The following is a 15,619-nucleotide window of genomic DNA, read 5'->3' as shown; positions in this document are numbered from 1 at the left end:
AAAACGACAGACCAGCATAGGGGAGGTCCGTCGCAGCGGTAAGGCGATGAGGTCTAGGTCGCGACCCCGAGGGGTCAAAAACGGCCTGTAATAGCCTCGTCGCCAGGGTTTCGCCGAGCCGTTGAGCGCGGCGAGGGGATTATTAAATCAAGTTTAAAGGCCCTCTGTCAATCCCGGCAGGGCCGGCTTCGGCAGGGGACCGATCAGGGGAAAAATACTACCACACTTTGGTTTGAAGTCAGCCCCCTTGGGCAAAGCGAGAGCCAAAGAAGGCTTAAAGAAATATGTACCAATCAGAAATCAGTGTCGGAGCGCACCGACACCCGGTTCGTTCCTGTGCTGTTCGGTTGAGAAAGTACAGCAAGCGAGGGTATCGCCCGCACCTGTCTATCGGGCTGGACCGGCGCAACTTGCGTCGTTCGGCTTTAAGGATTGTTGCGCAGGGCCGTGCGCAGCTCGCGCAGGTTGTACTGGTTCAGGACGATCTGCGCGAGCTGAGCCGCAACGCCCGTATATCCCGCGCGCTCGAGGGCCTCGAAGAGAGGGCGCAGCGATCGCTCGTTCAAGAGCCCACCCCAGGTCAGGATGGCGTTCAAGCCCTCGTGGAACCAGGTGTCCTGGGTCATCAAGCGAACATCCAGGGTCGGGTGCATGGCCAGGAAGCGCGCCGCCATCCGCCCGCGCTCCTCCTCGATCCGGCGAAGCTTGGGCAAGTCCGCCACCGTGAAGGCCGGGTGATAATGGAAGCCCAGGGCCTCGTTCGAGCGGACGATCCCGACCCCCTTGGCCTTGAGGCGCACGCCAATCTCCAGATCCTCCCAGCCGTACTCCACGAAGCCCGTGTCGAAGCCGCCCACCTCTTCCAGGAGCGCGCGGCGGATGGAGATGTTCTTGGTATCGAAGAAGGCGCGGGAGGGATCGAAGGGCGGCACCTTGGCCTCGGTCAGGCGCTCGAAGTCGTCCACGTTGACCGAGTGGCCCTGCACGAACACCTCGCGCCCGGGGCGCTTCTCGCGCGCGACGCGGTGCGCCTCCATGTGGGCCTGAACGAAGGTCGGCACCACCACCACGTCCGAATCCACGTAGCAGAGGTACTCCCCCTTCGCCTCGCGGATACCGGTATTACGGGCCCGCGCCCGGCCCTGGTTGGGCTGGGCCACGCACCGCAGGTGTGGATGGTCGAGGCTCAGGGCGGCGATCAAATCGGGAGTGCCGTCGGTGGAGCCGTCGTCCACCACCAGGACCTCGTACGAAAAATCGGTTCTTTGGTCGAGGAGAGCGCGCAGAGCCTTCTCGAGGATCGCGACGCGATTGTAGGTGGTCACCACCACGCTGAGCTGGGGAAACGACATTGAACGGGCCCTCCAAGATCCTCTCAAGTCTACCGTGCGAGCGGATTTTGCGACAAGCGCGCAGGCAAAGCTTGTCTGGTTAGGCAATTTCCTGCTACACTGTGGTTCATCCACCTCACAGCGCGAAACACGTGGCGTTTGACACCAACCCTTCGTTGTGGTAAGTTTCAAATCTGCAATCCGTTTCGGACTGTTAAAGACTAGTTTAAGAAACCTTAATGGCGCCCGACTGGTGTCATTCATAGGAGAGACCTGGAACTATGCGCGTCATCATCACGCTGGCTTGCACCGAGTGCAAGGAGCGCAACTACACCACGATGAAGAACAAGAAGAACGATCCGGATCGGGTCGAGCTCAAGAAGTACTGCAAGCGCTGCCGCACGGTGCACCCGCACCGCGAGACCAAGTAGCGCGCGGTCCGTGCGACCTTAGTTCAGTTGGTAGAACGGCGGTCTCCAAAACCGCATGTCGTGGGTTCGAGTCCTACAGGTCGCGCCTCGCTTCTGATACCAAAGACCGCACGGTCCACGCCTGGCAGGCACCCAGGATTCTGGGCACCTCGGGGGTGGGCCGTCTGGTTTCGGAAGCCCTAAGGGCTTCTCGAAGGAAGAGAGTAATCCGTTGTCCGATACGAACAAGACCTCCCTCGAGGGTGGGCAAGAAGAGAACGCAGCCAACGAAACCGAAGAGCGCGACGCCTCCCTTTCCCTCAAGGGTGGGATGGGGGTCCCGGCCTTCGGCTGGGCCAAGGGCGCGCAGAGCTACCTCGGCGACGTTCGCAGCGAGTTCCAGAAGATCAGCTGGCCCACGCGCCGCATGGTCTTCAACGAGACGATCATCGTGCTGATCTTCGTGGTGGTTCTGACCACGCTCATCACCTTGTTCGATTGGATCTTCGCGCTCATTTCAAACCGGTTCCTGGTCTAGAAGCACCCGAAGAAACCAGGCATGTTACGGTCATTGGCCGCCGGGGGCGGCTAGATGGAACAGTTTCTTCGAGCGCCCCAAGCTCGCGCCGACTGACCAGACCCCTTACATAGACGAGGACGCATGAGCAGAAAGTGGTATGTCGTTAACACCTATTCGGGTTACGAGGACAAGGTCCGGGAGAACATCCTGCGCCGCTCGGAATCGATGGGCATGACCGACCGAATCTTCCACGTCGAAGTCCCCGAGGAGACGGTGGTCGAGATCAAGGAAGGCAAGCGCGTGGAGAAGCCCCGCAAGGTCTTCCCCGGCTACGTTCTGGTCGAGATGGACATGGACGAGGCTTCCTGGCACGTGGTGCGCAACACCCCCGGCGTGACGTCGTTCGTGGGCTCCACCACCAAGCCCACCCCCCTTTCCGACCGCGAAGTGCGCAAGATCTTCAAGCGCGCCGCGACCAAGGCCAAGATTCAGATCGACCTGCACGTCGGCGAGCACGTCAAGGTCATCGCCGGCCCCTTCGCCGACTTCTCGGGCGACATCATCGAAGTCAACGCCGAGAAGGGCAAGGTCAAGGTGTCGGTCTCGATCTTCGGCCGTCCCACGCCGGTCGAGCTCGAGTTCGCGCAGGTTCAAAAAGTCTAGTTCGGTGGCCGGGGGCCTCCCCCCGGCTGCTTACAAGGAGGTGAAAACACAATGGCGAAGAAGGTTACCGGGCTGATCAAGTTGGCCCTGCCCGCTGGTAAGGCGAATCCGGCTCCCCCCGTGGGTCCGGCGCTGGGTCAGCACGGCGTCAACATCATGGACTTCTGTAAGAACTACAACGCGCAGACCGCGGACAAGGCCGGGCAGATCATCCCGGTTGAAATCACGGTTTACGAGGATCGTTCCTACACGTTCGTCCTCAAGACCCCCCCGACCTCGCAGCTGGTCCTGAAGGCCGCTGGCGCCGAGAAGGGCTCCGGCACTCCCAACAAGGAGAAGGTCGGCTCGATCACGATGGATCAGATCCGCGAGATCGCCCAGATCAAGATGCCCGACCTCAACTGCACCAGCATCGAGTCGGCCATGAAGATGGTCGAGGGTACCGCCGTCTCTCTCGGCGTCACCGTCCAGCAGTAACCCCTACTCATCTACGTGGGAGGGGGAGCGAATCCCCCGTCTGCACCACAGGAGGAAAAAATGGCTAAGCTTAGCAAGCGCCAGAAGGCGATCTACGAAGGCCTCGACCTCGCCAAGACCTACGGGCCCTTGGAAGCGATCGAGCTGACCAAGAAGTTCGCGACCGCGAAGTTCGACGAGACGGTCGAAGTGCACCTGCGCCTCGGCATCAACGTCAAGCACGCCGATCAGCAGGTCCGCTCGACGGTCGTCCTGCCCGCCGGCACCGGCAAGACCGTCCGCGTGGCGGTCATCGCCAAGGGCGACAAGATCAAGGAAGCTGAAGCGGCTGGCGCCGACGTGGTCGGCGGCGAAGAGCTGATCCCCAAGATCCAGGAAGGCTGGATGGAGTTCGACCTCCTGATCGCCACCCCTGACATCATGGGTGCGCTCGGTCGCGTCGGTAAGGTGCTCGGCCCCCGCGGCCTGATGCCCTCGCCCAAGGCCGGCACGGTCACCTTCGAGATCGGCAAGGCGGTCAAGGAGTTCAAGGCCGGTAAGGTCGAGTTCCGCGCCGACAAGCAGGGTGTCGTCCACGTTCCCGTGGGCAAGGCCTCGTTCAGCCCCGAGGATCTCGGCAAGAACTACGCCGCCCTGGTCGATGCGATCAACAAGGCCAAGCCCGCCGCGGCGAAGGGCACCTATGTCAAGAGCGTCTACGTGACCTCGACCATGGGCCCCGGTCTCAAGATCGACACCGCCAAGCTCAACGACCTCGCCCCCAAGGCGTAGTCAGCCAAACCAACAAGATGAAGGGGCGAGAAAATTTCTCGCCCCTTCATCTTGTCTTAACCCGATTGATGGGTTATACTGGTCCTACAATTGAATCGAGACGTGTTCCCCACGCCCAAGACAGCAGGGATCGGCCCCGCCGATTTAAAAGTATCCCTGCCGAGGTAGCGGAAGAGCTTCGAGCGAAAGTTTCCCGAATAGGGACCCCGATCGCCGGACTCCTGCCACCTTGCGGCGGGAGTCCGGCTCGATTGATGATTGAAGCTCTCACCGGAGGAGGTGAATACTAAATGCCTACGAAAGAGAAGAAGCAGCAGACCGTTGCCGAGCTGCGCGAGATCTTCGACCGCGCCCAGGTGGCCATCGTCACCGATTACCGCGGCCTGACCGTTAAGGAGCTGACCGACCTGCGTCGTCGCCTCCAGAAGGTCGGCGGCGACCTGACGGTCTCGAAGAACACCCTGATCGATCTGGTCACCCGCGACATGGACAGCTGGAAGGCCATGGAGCCTTTCCTCGCCGGTCCTACCGCGCTTGCGATCGGTTTCGACGACGCCGTGGCGGCTGCCAAGGTCGTCAGCGACTTCGCCAAGGAGAAGCGCAAGGTCGAGATCAAGATCCGCGGCGGCGTGATGGAGGGTAACGCCCTCAGCGCCAACGAGGTCAAGGATCTGGCCAACATGCCCAGCAAGGAAGTGCTTCTCGGCCGCCTGCTCGGCAGCCTCCAGAGCCCCGCTCAGAAGCTCGCCTCCGCGCTGTCGGGTGGCGCCCGCAACCTCGTGTACGCCCTCGATGCGGTGCGTCGCGAGAAGGAAAGCGCTTAAGACTTCCACGATTCAGTTGTTAGTGCCGGTTAGACCGGCCTGCATTTAAAGGAGAACACGTAAATGGCCACTCTTACCAACGAACAGATCGTCGACGCCATCAAGGAGAAGTCGCTCCTCGAAGTTGCCGACCTCGTCAAGATGATCGAAGACACCTTCGGCGTGTCGGCTGCCCCCGCGATGGGCGGCATGATGATGATGGCCCCCGGCGCTGGCGCCGGCGCCGCTGCCGAAGAGAAGACCGAGTTCGACGTCATCCTCGAGTCGGCTGGCGACAAGAAGATCGAAGTCCTCAAGGTCGTCCGTGAGGCCACCGGCCTCGGCCTGAAGGAAGCCAAGGACCTCGTCGATGGCGCTCCCAAGGCCATCAAGGAGAAGGCCAAGAAGGAAGAGGCCGAAGGCCTCAAGGCCAAGCTCGAGGCCGCTGGCGCCAAGGTCGCGATCAAGTAGTTCGCACCTTCCCGGTTACGACGCCCCCCGACCTGTGTCGGGGGGCGTCGCCTTTTGATTCGAGCCTGCTACAATGGGCGAATGATGAGCGCTGAAGCACCCTGGAACCGCTACCTGCACGACAAGGCGAGACGCGCCGGCCTCGACGGCTTCGAGGCGCTCCTCGAAGCCCACGGCATGCGCCCTTCCGAGGGCCGCGCGCTCTACCGCGCGCTGACCCGCGAGGCCGCCTCGGACCCGTTCTCACCCCTCACGCCGGTCACGGTCCAAGAGGCGGAAGACGGCCAGACGATCAAGGCCCTCTTGAAGCTGCACGACGGCTTCGAGATCGAGACGGTGCTCATGCAGCACCACGGCCGGCGCAACACGGTCTGCGTGTCGAGCCAGGCGGGCTGCGCCTACCGCTGCGCCTTCTGCGCCACAGGGCAGGCAGGCTTCAGCCGCCACCTCACCCCGAGCGAGATCCTGGACCAGGTCCTGTTCTTCGCGCGACACCTGGCGCAGCGGGGCGAGAAGGTCACCAACATCGTGTTCATGGGAATGGGCGAGCCCTTCCACAACTACGCCGCGGTGCGCGATGCGATCGCCATGCTCTGCGACCAGAGTGGAATGAGCCTCGCCAAGCGCCACGTCACCGTCTCGACCGTGGGCCTCGTGCCCGAGATCCGCAAGTTCGCCCGCGAGCCCCTCTCGGTGAACCTCGCGGTTTCGCTGCACGCCCCGACCGATGCGATCCGCACCCCCCTGATGCCCGTCAACGAGCGCTATGCGCTCGACGAGCTGATGAGCGCATGTGCCGACTATGCCGCCGAGACCGGGCGCCGCATCTTCTTCGAGTACCTGATGCTCGAAGGGGTCAACGACGGCGACGCCGAGGCCGAGGCCCTCGCCGCCTTGATGCGCCTGGGCGACTATCACGTGAACCTCATCCCCTACAACACCACCCCGGACACGGCGCTCCAGGGCTCGGCAGACGAGCGGGTCCGCGCCTTCCAGGCCATCCTCTCGGGCCACGGCATCCCCACCACGGTCCGCCAGCCCATGGGCCGCGACATCGCCGCAGCGTGCGGCCAGTTGCAGGCCGAGACTCAGCCGAGGGCCAAATGATCCTGATCAGTGCTTGCCTGACCGGCACCAAGTGTCGCTATGACGGGGGCGGCTTCGCGCAGTACCCCGAGCTTACGACCCTCGTCGAGAAGGGCGAGGCGATCCCCGTCTGCCCCGAGGAGCTCGGCGGCCTCCCCACCCCTCGGCCGCCCGCGGAGTTGGTGGGCGGCGACGGTGCAGCCGTGCTGCGGGGCGAGGCCCGGATCGTGCGCGAGGACGGCACCGACGTCACCGAGGCCTTCCTTGAAGGCGCCCGGGCGGCCGCGCGCATCGCCGAGCAACACGGCGTCGAGCGCGCGATCCTCAAGGCGCGGAGCCCTTCGTGTGGGTGCAGCACCGTCTACGACGGCACCTTCACCGGATGCGTCATCCCGGGTCAGGGAGTGACCGCCGCCCTGCTCAGCGCCATGGGCCTCCACGTCACCGACGAGACGACCATCCCTTAACCAACTCTTAGCCAGACCATAAGTAAGCCTTCCGAATGATGCGCCGAAAACGAGAGTAGTACGCGTCATATCGAGGAGGCCTTCATGCGTTTCCGACCAGGCACCCCATCGCGCGCCGGCCGAATCACCGCCGTTGCCGTGGCGGTTTCGTTGCTCGTTGGCTGCGGTACCTCGCCTGTTTCTTCGAGGCTGTCCCAGACTCAGCAGGCGCCCGAAAACTTTTACTCGAGCCTTGGGCTCTCAGGAGACGGCACCCTCAGAAAGGGGGCCTCCGCCCTGTTCAGCGAGGCCGAGTTCGCCAAGGCCGACACCAACCGAGACGCGCGCCTCTCCAAGCAAGAGCTCGAAGGCTTCTTCTCGGACCAGCCGGATGCGGGTCTCGGATACTCGTTCGTGCCGTCCGACCCGGCGCTGCTCGCGGCCATCGGCCTCACGGGCGGGGTGCTCGCAGGCTACCTCGTCTTTGTCGGCTACAAGCTCTCGAACGAGATCCTCAACCCGTCGCAAGCGAGCGCACACCCCTCCCAGCCCGGTGACAACCGCCTGGCGTCTTCGGACGGGCTCTCGCTGGCCTTCACCTACGTGCCCGCCTGCGAGCCCAGCGATCGCGCCATCATCCTCTGCCACGGCCAGGGCTCGACCAAGAGCGCCATGAACGAGTACGGTGCCTTCCTGAACCAGCGCTACCACACGCTTGCCTTCGACTTCCGGAACCACGGCGCCTCGGATTCAGCCCGCTCCACCGGCGGGGCCAACGAGGCGCACGACGTGCTCGCGGCGGTGAGCTACCTCAAGGCCAGGGGCATCAAGCGGATCGGCGTGCTCGGCCTCGGGATGGGGGGTGCTGCCGCCCTCGCGGCCGCTGCCCAGAGCCCGGACGTCGCGGCCGTTGCGACCGACGGAACGTATGCCTCGATCCTCGACGAGCTCACCCTGCGCGCCAAGGCGCACCGCTATCCCCTGACGACCATGGCGGCCCGTGCGGGCCGGGGGCTTCTCGCCCATCGCAGCAAGGCCTCGCTCGATGCGGGCGACGCCCTGCGCAACGTGGCCGCGCTCGACAAGACGCCCGCACTCTTCATTCAGGGCGACGCGGATCGCAGCCTGAGCGGCGGCACCGCGCAGGCCCTGTACGACGCCAAGGCGGGGAGCAAGAGCCTCTACATGGTACCTGGCGGCGAAAGTGGCACCTCGCACAAGGTCGCAGGCCAAGCCTACGAGCGCCGCGTCCAGGACTTCTTTCAGCAAGCGCTCTAAAGACACACGACGAGGGGCAGGTTGAACCTGCCCCTCGTTTGTCATGCAGGGAAAAAGAAAGGGCCCGGCAGCTGCCGGGCCCTTCGCGGATCAGTATTCGGGAGGTGGACAGGCCGGACAAGGATCGGCGGTCGGGGTCGGAAGCGGCGCGGGGCGCAAGGTCGGCTGGGGGGTCGGGGTCGGCGCGACGCCCGGGGTGCCGACGGGATACGCCGCACGGACCTGCCGGAAGACGGTGGTCATGTAGAGGTCTTCGAACTCGGCGCGCGAGAGGCGGCCGTCCTTGTTCAGATCCACCGCGACCACGTCCGCGGGATCGAAGGCGGAAAGTGTCACGCGGAGGCGGAACTTCTCGTAGACAAAGCTCATCCCGAGCTCGGCGACCATCGGATCGGCCAGCTCGGCGTAGGTGAGCCACTCGTCCCCCTTCGGGGCGTTGGCGGCAACCGGCCGATCGAGACGGTCGAAGTAGGTGGTGAGGTAGGTCCGGGTCCGCTGGGCGAAGACCTTGGGCGTGTCCAAGGAGCCCAGGAAAGCCCCGCGCGTCGCGTGCATCAGGAACTCGCTCCGCGAGATTCGACCGTTGCCACGCTGGACGCCGACGCTCCGGCTGAGGACCGGAAACTCCGTGGTCATGTCGAAGTAGCGGCTCGCTTCGGCCTCGTCGATGCCGCGATCCTGGTTGGTGTCCACCAGGTCGAAGATATGGTTGTGAAGGGCCTTGAAGCCTTCGCGCAGGCCTTTGGTGGTCAGAGCGTCGAACGTGTCGGTCGAGGTGGTGGCGATCTTCGCCGGCCCCTGGCCACAGCCCGCCATCAGCAAGGCTGCACTGAGCGAGACCAGCAGGCCCCTACGGGCTTTGAGGTGCATGGTGCTTCCACTCCTTTTCGGATGAAGACGAGTCGTCGTCTTCTGTCATTTGTCCCGCCCCTGGGGGCAAAGCTTGCCTTAAGAAAACGTCAAGAAGTAGGAGTAAAGCGCGGTGTTTCGGGAGCTTGCCCGAGGGTTCCAGAGGTGCCAGAATGGTGAAATGCACGCTCCACGCTTGATCCAGGTCGATCCGGCCGCTCCGGACCTCGCCCAGCTCGCCCCCGCCGCGGCCCTGCTCCGCAAAGGGGGGCTGGTAGCCTTCCCCACCGAGACCGTCTACGGCCTGGGCGCGGATGCGCGCAACCCCGCGGCCGTCGCCCGCATCTTCGAGAGCAAGGGGCGCCCTGCCACCAATCCCTTGATCGTGCACGTGGCCGATGTGGACGCGGCTCGCGCGATCGCAGCCACCTGGCCCCCGATCGCCGATCGGCTGGCCGCTGCCTTCTGGCCCGGCCCCCTCACCCTGCTCTTGCCAAAGCGTCCCGAGATTCCCGATCTGGTCACCGCCGGCCTGGGCGCGGTCGGGGTGCGCATTCCGGCGCACCCGGTCGCACTCGCCCTGCTCAAGGAAGCGGGCATCCCGGTGGCGGCCCCCAGCGCCAATCCCTACATGGGCATCTCGCCCACCGAGGCGCGGCACGTGCTCGCGGGCCTCGGCGATCGCGTCGACGCCATCGTGGACGGCGGCTCGTGCGCCGTCGGGATCGAGTCGACGGTCCTGGATCTCACGGGCGAGGTGCCCACGGTGCTGCGGCCGGGGGGCGTGAGCCTCGACGCGATCCGACGGATCGCCCCAGAGGCGCGCATGGCGCACCTCGTCCCCGGCGAAGGGCCCCAGGCCTCGCCGGGCCTCGCCCGCCGGCACTACGCCCCCAAGGCGCCCCTCAGCCTCATCGACGGCCGAGAGGCCCTCGTTCCCGCGCTCGCGGCAGCGGGCGGCGGGCCGGTCGCCGTCTTGACCATCGGCCCAGCGCCGGCAGGGCTGACGCAGGCCAGGGTCCACGAGTTGCCCCGTGACCCCGAGGGCTACGCCGCGGCGCTCTACGCCACCCTGCATGCGCTCGACGCGCAGGGGGTCTCACGCATCCTGGTCGAACGCCCGCCCGAAACCGACGCGTGGACGGCGGTCCGCGATCGCCTGGGGCGCGCCGCCGAACGCTAATCCGTAATTACGTCCCCAGGGCTGAACATTTACTGCTTGCCTGGGTATACCCTCCCTTAGTGAACGATCAACGGTTCAATTGGGAGGGCTTCCATGAAAATTGGCAACGACAAGAACGCCGCGTCGCGCAAGGCTGCGGAAGCAGCTGCCCGCAGGGCCGCCGAGGAAGCCGCCCGCAAGGCCGCGGAGGAAGCCGCTCGTAAGGCTGCCGAAGAAGCTGCTCGCAAGGCCGCTGAGGAAGCTGCCCGCAAGGCCGCCGCCGAGGCCGCGAAGAAGAAGGCCGAAGAGCAGGCCAAGGAAAAGATGGCCGAGAAGCGCGAGGCGCGCCTTGCCGCGTATGCCCCGCCCGAGCCCAAGGCAAAGCCCGAGCCGAAGCCCGAACCCAAGGCCGAGAAGAAGCCCGAAGAAAAGCCGGAGGCGAAGACTGAGGTCAAGGCCGCCGACGCCAAGACCAAGGTCGGTGACGCCAAGGCCGATGCCTTGGCCGCGAAGGATCCCGACCCAAAGGCTGAAGCCCGGGCCGAAAAGAAGGCCGCAGAGGAAGCCGAGAAGAAGGAAGCCGCGAAGAAGGAGGCCGAAGAGGAGCAGGGCTTCTTCGGCAAGCTCCTGGGCAGCGTGCAGGATGCCGGCAGCGCCGTGGTGAGCGGTGCCAAGGCGGTCGGCAAGGCCGTCAAAGACGGCGTCGACTACGTTGACGAGAAGATCGAGGACGGCAAGGACTACGTCGTCAACAAGCTGATCGACCCCGCCCTCGACAACAGCGTGCTGGGCAAGGACGACCAGTACAAGGGCGAGAAGACCGGCGCGGTCGGCAAGCTCGTCACCAATCGTCTCGAACCCGGCGAGTCGGTCTTCATGAAGCTCGAAGGCGACGCCCAGATCGGCGGCTACCAGGTCGGCGCAGGCGCCCAGGCCGAAATCAAGCGTGTCCAAAAGACCGACTCCGAGGGCAAGGCCGTCAACGAGCCCAAGGACGAGAAAGGCCGCCCGCCCACCGAGCTCGAGGTCTCCCTGACGGTCGATGCCAACGTCGGGGTCGGCATCCAGGCGGAGCTATTCGCCATGCAAAAGGGCAAGGCGGAAGGCGCCTACATGGGCGGCGTCGACATGAACGCGGGCGCCGAGGCGCAGGCGGGGGTCTCGGGCCAGGTCGAGCTCAAGTTCCGATTCGACCCGAACGACACCAAGGACATGGAAGCCTTCACGGGCATCATGAAGTCCGCCTCCAAGAGCACGCTCGAGGCCTCCATCCCGGGGATCGGCATGGCGCTCGCCGCCTCCAACGCCCCGGACCTGTCCCGCGACATTTCCGCCTTTGCCAGCCGCCTGACCGAGATCCGGGGCGAGGGGGGCGTGTACGCCAACGCGTCGATCGATGCGGGAGTTTCGCTGGGCGTCCACAACAACGCCGACGCGCCTGAAGGCGTCGAAGGTCCGGCGGGTGTCAAGGGCATGGTCGTGGACGAAGCCATCGCCGCTTCCCAGATCAACGTGGCCAGCCTCAGCGCCGCCATCGGCGGCGAGGTCAAGGTCGGTGCCAACAAGGACTTCCGCAGCGACACGACGACCCTGTACCTGACCGTCAACGGCCAGGCGCAAGCCTCCGGGAACATCGGAGACTTCGCGACGGGCGTCGGCGGCGCGGACAGCCGTACCATGGCCGTCACCCTCGACAAGAACGGCGACATCGTGGGGGCGAGCATCCAGAAGACCATGACCAAGGAGCAATTCAGCGGGCTGGGCACCGAGGACCTGCAGGGGCGCCGCATCAGCTCCAAGGCCCTCGCGCGCCTCGAAGAAGAGGACAGCGTCACCATCACCTACCAGATGAAGCCCGAGGCCCTCGAGGCCTTCAAGAAGCAGATGAAGGATCAGCCGGTGAGCGCCGTCGCCGACATGATCGGCCAGGGCTACCGCCTCGACATGAACAAGCTGAACGTCGCGAGCGTGACGGGCAGCCACGTCACGACCGGGGAGCTCGGCTTCGACGTGAAGGGCAACCAGATCAAGGGTACGATAGGACACGGCCAGGAGGTCGCGCTGGATCCCGGCGCCTACGGCGGCAAGAACCTGAACAGCGCCATGGCCGAGCACACCATCATCCAGCGGCAGCCGGCCGCTACCAGCTCGGGCACCGGCCACTAAGCGGGGAGCGATATCATGGGAAACTGGACAATCGATCTGCTGACGGGCATGCGCACCCACGAGCTTTCGCTCGATGCCCTGCCCTTCGTCTCGCGCCTGGGGGCCCCCGACGGGGTGCTGCGGGTCGTGACGGATCCGGACGGGGTGCCCCAGTCGGTGGAGGTCAGCCTCGAAGCCCCCAAACGCTTCGTGGTCAACGCCCTGGACCGGATCGCCCGCGAGGCGAGCTGGAAAGTGCCGGTGGAGGCCCTGCGTGCGGCCCAGACCAACCGCCTGGTGGTGGACATGGTCCTCAAGCCCGAGTACGTGCAGGAGCTGGACACCCTCGACGTGGACAACCCGGATCTAACGGTGACGGTGGGGTGGTACCCCCAGCTGATGGACGACCACAACTACACCATCGAGAACATCCGGGACTTCGCAGCCCCGCGCTAAACCAAGAGGGGCCCCCGACGGGGGCCCCTCTTTCTATTGCCGGGTCACGGCTCCCTGTTCGGCGGTTCCGGCAGGACGCTCTGCATGGCGGCTGCCGCCTCGGAGGTCGCAGGCTGCTCGGCTTCGCGGGGGGCTCGGAAGAAGGTGAACCGGCCGTCGGCGTAATCGACCCGCAGGATATCGCCCGGCTGGAACTCCGCTTCGAGCAAGAGGCGGCTGATGGGCGTCTCGATCTCGCGCTGGATGGCGCGGCGCAAGGGCCGCGCGCCGTAGGCGGGATCGAAGCCTCGCTCGGCGAGCGCGTCTTTGGCCGCCCCCGACAGCTCGAGGGTCAAGCCCTGCGCGTGCAGCTTGCGACGGGTCCCCACCAGCATGAGATCGACGATCGTCTGGATCTGCTCCTTGTTGAGCGGCTTGAAGACGATGATCTCGTCGATGCGGTTGAGGAACTCGGGCCTGAAGCTCGCCTTCAAGGCGTCCAGGGCCTCCTGCTTGATGGCGTCCCAGGAGTCTCCGGCCTGCTCACGATCGAAGATCCGGTGGGCGCCGACGTTGGAGGTCATGATGACGACGGTGTTCTTGAAGTCCACGGTGCGCCCCTTGTTATCGGTCAGGCGCCCGTCATCGAGGATCTGGAGCAGGGCGTTGAAGACGTCCGGGTGGGCCTTCTCGATCTCGTCGAAGAGGACCACCGAGTAGGGCTTGCGCCGGACGGCCTCGGTCAGCTGGCCTGCCTCTTCGTAACCCACGTAGCCCGGAGGGGCACCGACCAGGCGGCTGACGGTGTGCTTCTCCTGAAACTCGCTCATGTCGAGCCGGACCATGGCGTCCTCGTCGTTGAAGAGGTACTCGGCGAGCGCCTTGGCGAGCTCCGTCTTGCCCACCCCGGTTGGCCCCAGGAAGATGAACGAGCCGATGGGGCGCTTGGGATCCTTCATGCCGGTGCGCGAGCGGCGCACCGCCTCGGCGACCGCGGTGACCGCCTCGTCCTGGCCAACGACCCGCTGGTGGAGCACCTCTTCCATCTTGAGCAGGCGCTCCTTCTCTTCCTGGACGAGCTTCTCGACCGGCACCCCGGTCCATTCGGCGACGATCCGCGCCACGTCCTCTTCGCTGACGCAGGGGGTGGAGCCGCCGCGCTCTTCGCGCCAGCCCTTGCGCAGGTGATCGAGCCGCTCGCGGATCACGTCTCCCTCGGCCTTGAGCTTGCTCGCGCGCTCGAAGTTCTCCTGTCGCGCGGCTTCTTCCTTGTCCCGCTCAATACGGACGATGCGGTCCTCCAGCTCGTTGACCTCGCGGGGCTCACGACGACTGCCCAGGTGCTTCATGGAGGCCGCCTCGTCGATCAGGTCGATGGCCTTGTCGGGCAGGAAGCGATCGCTCACGTAGCGCTCTGAGAGCTCGGCGGCGGCCACCAGGGCCTCGTCGGAGATCTCGACGCCGTGGTGCGCCTCGTACAGGTCGCGCAGGCCGCGCAGGATCTCGATGGTCTGCTCGACCGAGGGCTCGGCGACCAGCACCGGCTGGAAGCGGCGCTCCAGGGCGGCATCCTTCTCGATGTGCTTGCGGTACTCATCCAGGGTGGTCGCGCCCACGGTCCGCATCTCGCCGCGCGAGAGGGCGGGCTTGATCATGTTGGAAGCATCCATGGAGCCCTCGGCGGCGCCTGCGCCCACCACCGTGTGGAGCTCGTCGATGAACAGGATGATCTCGCCCTCCTGGGCCTTGATCTCGTCCATGATGCCCTTGAGGCGCTCCTCGAACTCGCCGCGGTACTTGGTGCCCGCGACCAGCGCGCCGAGATCCAGCGCGAGCACGCGCTTGTTCTTGAGCATGTCGGGTACTTCGCCCTGGACGATCTCCTGGGCGAGGCCGTCTGCGATCGCCGTCTTGCCCACCCCGGGCTCGCCGATGAGCACCGGGTTGTTCTTGGTGCGGCGGCTGAGGATGCGGATGACGCGCTCGATCTCCTCGCTGCGGCCGATCACGGGGTCGAGCTTGTTGGTCCTGGCGAGCTCGGTGAGGTCGCGGGTGTACTTGTCCAGGTTCGGCGTCTTGCCGCCTCGTGGCGCGCGGGGCGTAGTGCCCGCAACCCCGGCGCGCGGCGCCTCACCCTGGGGCAGGCCACGCTCGGCCGCCTCTTGCACGATCTGGGAGGCGAGGCTCTCGCCCTCCTCCATCAGGCCCATGAGCAGATGCTCGGGCCGGATGGTGTAGGTGCCCTGCATGTAGGCGGCATCGCTCGCAAGGCGAACGGCGCGCTTGAGGCGCGGGGTCATGCGAACTTGGGTCGGACGCTCGCCCCCCTGCCGAGGATAGAGCTCGTCGATCCGCGCGGCGATCGCCTGCGAATCGAGCCCCAACTGCTGAACGATGCCGGGCCCCACTTGCTCGTCCTGCAACAAGGCCTGCAAGAGGAACTCGCTCTCGAGGCGGGGGATGTTGCGCTCGGCCGCTTCGCTCGCGGCGGCCTGCAGGATCCGGCGCGAATCGTCGGAGAGCCTGTCGAGTAAGCTATCCGCGCTTGCAGGCCTCACGCCGAAGACCCGCTCGATCATATTGTCCAGGCCGAAGCCCCCGAACTCGCCGGCGCCGCGCTCGGCCTTGAAGTGAGAGGCGCAGTGGGCGCACAGGTGGACTTCCTGTCGCTGGCCGTTGACCGTCTGCGTGAAGTGGAAAGTCGCGGGTCTCTCGCCGCAGTTCGCGCACAGCATCGTTCACCTCCCGAGTTGAGAAGCTCCTCGCGTCGGG

Annotated in this window: 16 protein-coding genes and 1 tRNA gene; 14 read left to right on the top strand and 3 right to left on the bottom strand. The window is 65.4% G+C overall.

What is annotated here, in order from left to right; genetic code table 11:
- Positions 1 to 425 precede the first annotated feature (425 nt).
- A complete protein-coding gene (locus J7643_06930; protein ID MBO9540309.1) occupies positions 426 to 1,352 on the bottom strand; it encodes a glycosyltransferase in 927 nt (308 codons plus the stop codon).
- 260 nt (positions 1,353 to 1,612) lie between these two features.
- On the opposite strand from J7643_06930, the gene rpmG reads away from it, so the two are divergent.
- The 11 genes from rpmG to J7643_06875 all read left to right on the top strand — a co-directional run bounded on the left by rpmG (position 1,613) and on the right by J7643_06875 (position 8,256).
- The gene (gene rpmG, locus J7643_06925) at positions 1,613 to 1,762 is read left to right on the top strand and encodes a 50S ribosomal protein L33 (GenBank protein ID MBO9540308.1); all 150 of its coding nucleotides are present in this window, start codon (positions 1,613 to 1,615) and stop codon (positions 1,760 to 1,762) included.
- Positions 1,763 to 1,774: 12 nt separating this feature from the next.
- Positions 1,775 to 1,847, top strand: a tRNA-Trp gene (locus J7643_06920).
- Between the two features lie 126 nt (positions 1,848 to 1,973).
- A complete protein-coding gene (secE, locus tag J7643_06915) occupies positions 1,974 to 2,279 on the top strand; it encodes a preprotein translocase subunit SecE (GenBank protein ID MBO9540307.1) in 306 nt (101 codons plus the stop codon).
- A 123-nt stretch (positions 2,280 to 2,402) separates the two neighbouring features.
- The gene (gene nusG / locus J7643_06910) at positions 2,403 to 2,924 is read left to right on the top strand and encodes a transcription termination/antitermination protein NusG (GenBank protein MBO9540306.1); all 522 of its coding nucleotides are present in this window, start codon (positions 2,403 to 2,405) and stop codon (positions 2,922 to 2,924) included.
- Positions 2,925 to 2,975: 51 nt separating this feature from the next.
- Positions 2,976 to 3,401, top strand: a complete 426-nt coding sequence (rplK, locus tag J7643_06905) for a 50S ribosomal protein L11 (GenBank protein MBO9540305.1) — start codon at positions 2,976 to 2,978, stop codon at positions 3,399 to 3,401.
- A gap of 60 nt (positions 3,402 to 3,461) precedes the next feature.
- Positions 3,462 to 4,172: a 50S ribosomal protein L1 gene (rplA, locus tag J7643_06900; protein MBO9540304.1), complete on the top strand. Its 711-nt coding sequence runs from the start codon at positions 3,462 to 3,464 to the stop codon at positions 4,170 to 4,172.
- A gap of 290 nt (positions 4,173 to 4,462) precedes the next feature.
- Positions 4,463 to 4,996, top strand: a complete 534-nt coding sequence (gene rplJ / locus J7643_06895) for a 50S ribosomal protein L10 (protein ID MBO9540303.1) — start codon at positions 4,463 to 4,465, stop codon at positions 4,994 to 4,996.
- A 63-nt stretch (positions 4,997 to 5,059) separates the two neighbouring features.
- The gene (gene rplL / locus J7643_06890) at positions 5,060 to 5,446 is read left to right on the top strand and encodes a 50S ribosomal protein L7/L12 (GenBank protein ID MBO9540302.1); all 387 of its coding nucleotides are present in this window, start codon (positions 5,060 to 5,062) and stop codon (positions 5,444 to 5,446) included.
- Between the two features lie 81 nt (positions 5,447 to 5,527).
- Positions 5,528 to 6,553 (top strand): 23S rRNA (adenine(2503)-C(2))-methyltransferase RlmN, encoded by a 1,026-nt coding sequence (gene rlmN / locus J7643_06885; GenBank protein ID MBO9540301.1) that lies wholly within the window; start codon positions 5,528 to 5,530, stop codon positions 6,551 to 6,553.
- Positions 6,550 to 6,999, top strand: a complete 450-nt coding sequence (locus J7643_06880; protein ID MBO9540300.1) for a DUF523 domain-containing protein — start codon at positions 6,550 to 6,552, stop codon at positions 6,997 to 6,999. The genes rlmN and J7643_06880 overlap by 4 nt, the downstream gene beginning before the upstream one ends.
- 84 nt (positions 7,000 to 7,083) lie before the next feature.
- Positions 7,084 to 8,256, top strand: a complete 1,173-nt coding sequence (locus tag J7643_06875; protein ID MBO9540299.1) for an alpha/beta hydrolase — start codon at positions 7,084 to 7,086, stop codon at positions 8,254 to 8,256.
- Between the two features lie 90 nt (positions 8,257 to 8,346).
- Here J7643_06875 and J7643_06870 read toward each other — a convergent pair whose 3' ends face one another.
- Complete coding sequence (locus J7643_06870; GenBank protein MBO9540298.1) at positions 8,347 to 9,126, bottom strand: hypothetical protein; 780 nt, start codon at positions 9,124 to 9,126, stop codon at positions 8,347 to 8,349.
- A 160-nt stretch (positions 9,127 to 9,286) separates the two neighbouring features.
- On the opposite strand from J7643_06870, the gene J7643_06865 reads away from it, so the two are divergent.
- From J7643_06865 to J7643_06855, 3 genes are all read left to right on the top strand, one after another.
- A complete protein-coding gene (locus tag J7643_06865) occupies positions 9,287 to 10,288 on the top strand; it encodes a threonylcarbamoyl-AMP synthase (GenBank protein MBO9540297.1) in 1,002 nt (333 codons plus the stop codon).
- A 93-nt stretch (positions 10,289 to 10,381) separates the two neighbouring features.
- Positions 10,382 to 12,433 carry a hypothetical protein gene (locus J7643_06860; GenBank protein ID MBO9540296.1) on the top strand — a complete coding sequence of 684 codons (2,052 nt, stop codon included), beginning with the start codon at positions 10,382 to 10,384 and terminating at the stop codon, positions 12,431 to 12,433.
- A 15-nt stretch (positions 12,434 to 12,448) separates the two neighbouring features.
- Positions 12,449 to 12,868 carry a hypothetical protein gene (locus J7643_06855; GenBank protein MBO9540295.1) on the top strand — a complete coding sequence of 140 codons (420 nt, stop codon included), beginning with the start codon at positions 12,449 to 12,451 and terminating at the stop codon, positions 12,866 to 12,868.
- A 44-nt stretch (positions 12,869 to 12,912) separates the two neighbouring features.
- Here the strand turns inward: J7643_06855 and J7643_06850 are convergent, their stop codons facing one another.
- Positions 12,913 to 15,582, bottom strand: a complete 2,670-nt coding sequence (locus J7643_06850; GenBank protein MBO9540294.1) for an AAA family ATPase — start codon at positions 15,580 to 15,582, stop codon at positions 12,913 to 12,915.
- Positions 15,583 to 15,619: the final 37 nt, after the last annotated feature.

This window comes from bacterium, assembly GCA_017744355.1.
Classification (GTDB): Bacteria; Cyanobacteriota; Sericytochromatia; order S15B-MN24; family UBA4093; genus JAGIBK01.
The sequence above is the reverse complement of the archived record's forward strand: the minus strand, read 5'-3'. Positions and strand labels throughout refer to the sequence as shown.

Excerpts from the sequence above, each read along its gene's own strand:
- J7643_06930 (MBO9540309.1), bottom strand. The coding sequence starts at position 1,352 with ATGTCGTTTCCCCAGCTCAGCGTGGTGGTGACCACCTACAATCGCGTC.
- rpmG (MBO9540308.1), top strand. The coding sequence starts at position 1,613 with ATGCGCGTCATCATCACGCTGGCTTGCACCGAGTGCAAGGAGCGCAAC.
- nusG (MBO9540306.1), top strand. The coding sequence starts at position 2,403 with ATGAGCAGAAAGTGGTATGTCGTTAACACCTATTCGGGTTACGAGGAC.
- rplK (MBO9540305.1), top strand. The coding sequence starts at position 2,976 with ATGGCGAAGAAGGTTACCGGGCTGATCAAGTTGGCCCTGCCCGCTGGT.
- rplA (MBO9540304.1), top strand. The coding sequence starts at position 3,462 with ATGGCTAAGCTTAGCAAGCGCCAGAAGGCGATCTACGAAGGCCTCGAC.
- rplJ (MBO9540303.1), top strand. The coding sequence starts at position 4,463 with ATGCCTACGAAAGAGAAGAAGCAGCAGACCGTTGCCGAGCTGCGCGAG.
- rplL (MBO9540302.1), top strand. The coding sequence starts at position 5,060 with ATGGCCACTCTTACCAACGAACAGATCGTCGACGCCATCAAGGAGAAG.
- rlmN (MBO9540301.1), top strand. The coding sequence starts at position 5,528 with ATGATGAGCGCTGAAGCACCCTGGAACCGCTACCTGCACGACAAGGCG.
- J7643_06880 (MBO9540300.1), top strand. The coding sequence starts at position 6,550 with ATGATCCTGATCAGTGCTTGCCTGACCGGCACCAAGTGTCGCTATGAC.
- J7643_06875 (MBO9540299.1), top strand. The coding sequence starts at position 7,084 with ATGCGTTTCCGACCAGGCACCCCATCGCGCGCCGGCCGAATCACCGCC.
- J7643_06870 (MBO9540298.1), bottom strand. The coding sequence starts at position 9,126 with ATGCACCTCAAAGCCCGTAGGGGCCTGCTGGTCTCGCTCAGTGCAGCC.
- J7643_06865 (MBO9540297.1), top strand. The coding sequence starts at position 9,287 with ATGCACGCTCCACGCTTGATCCAGGTCGATCCGGCCGCTCCGGACCTC.
- J7643_06860 (MBO9540296.1), top strand. The coding sequence starts at position 10,382 with ATGAAAATTGGCAACGACAAGAACGCCGCGTCGCGCAAGGCTGCGGAA.
- J7643_06855 (MBO9540295.1), top strand. The coding sequence starts at position 12,449 with ATGGGAAACTGGACAATCGATCTGCTGACGGGCATGCGCACCCACGAG.
- J7643_06850 (MBO9540294.1), bottom strand. The coding sequence starts at position 15,582 with ATGCTGTGCGCGAACTGCGGCGAGAGACCCGCGACTTTCCACTTCACG.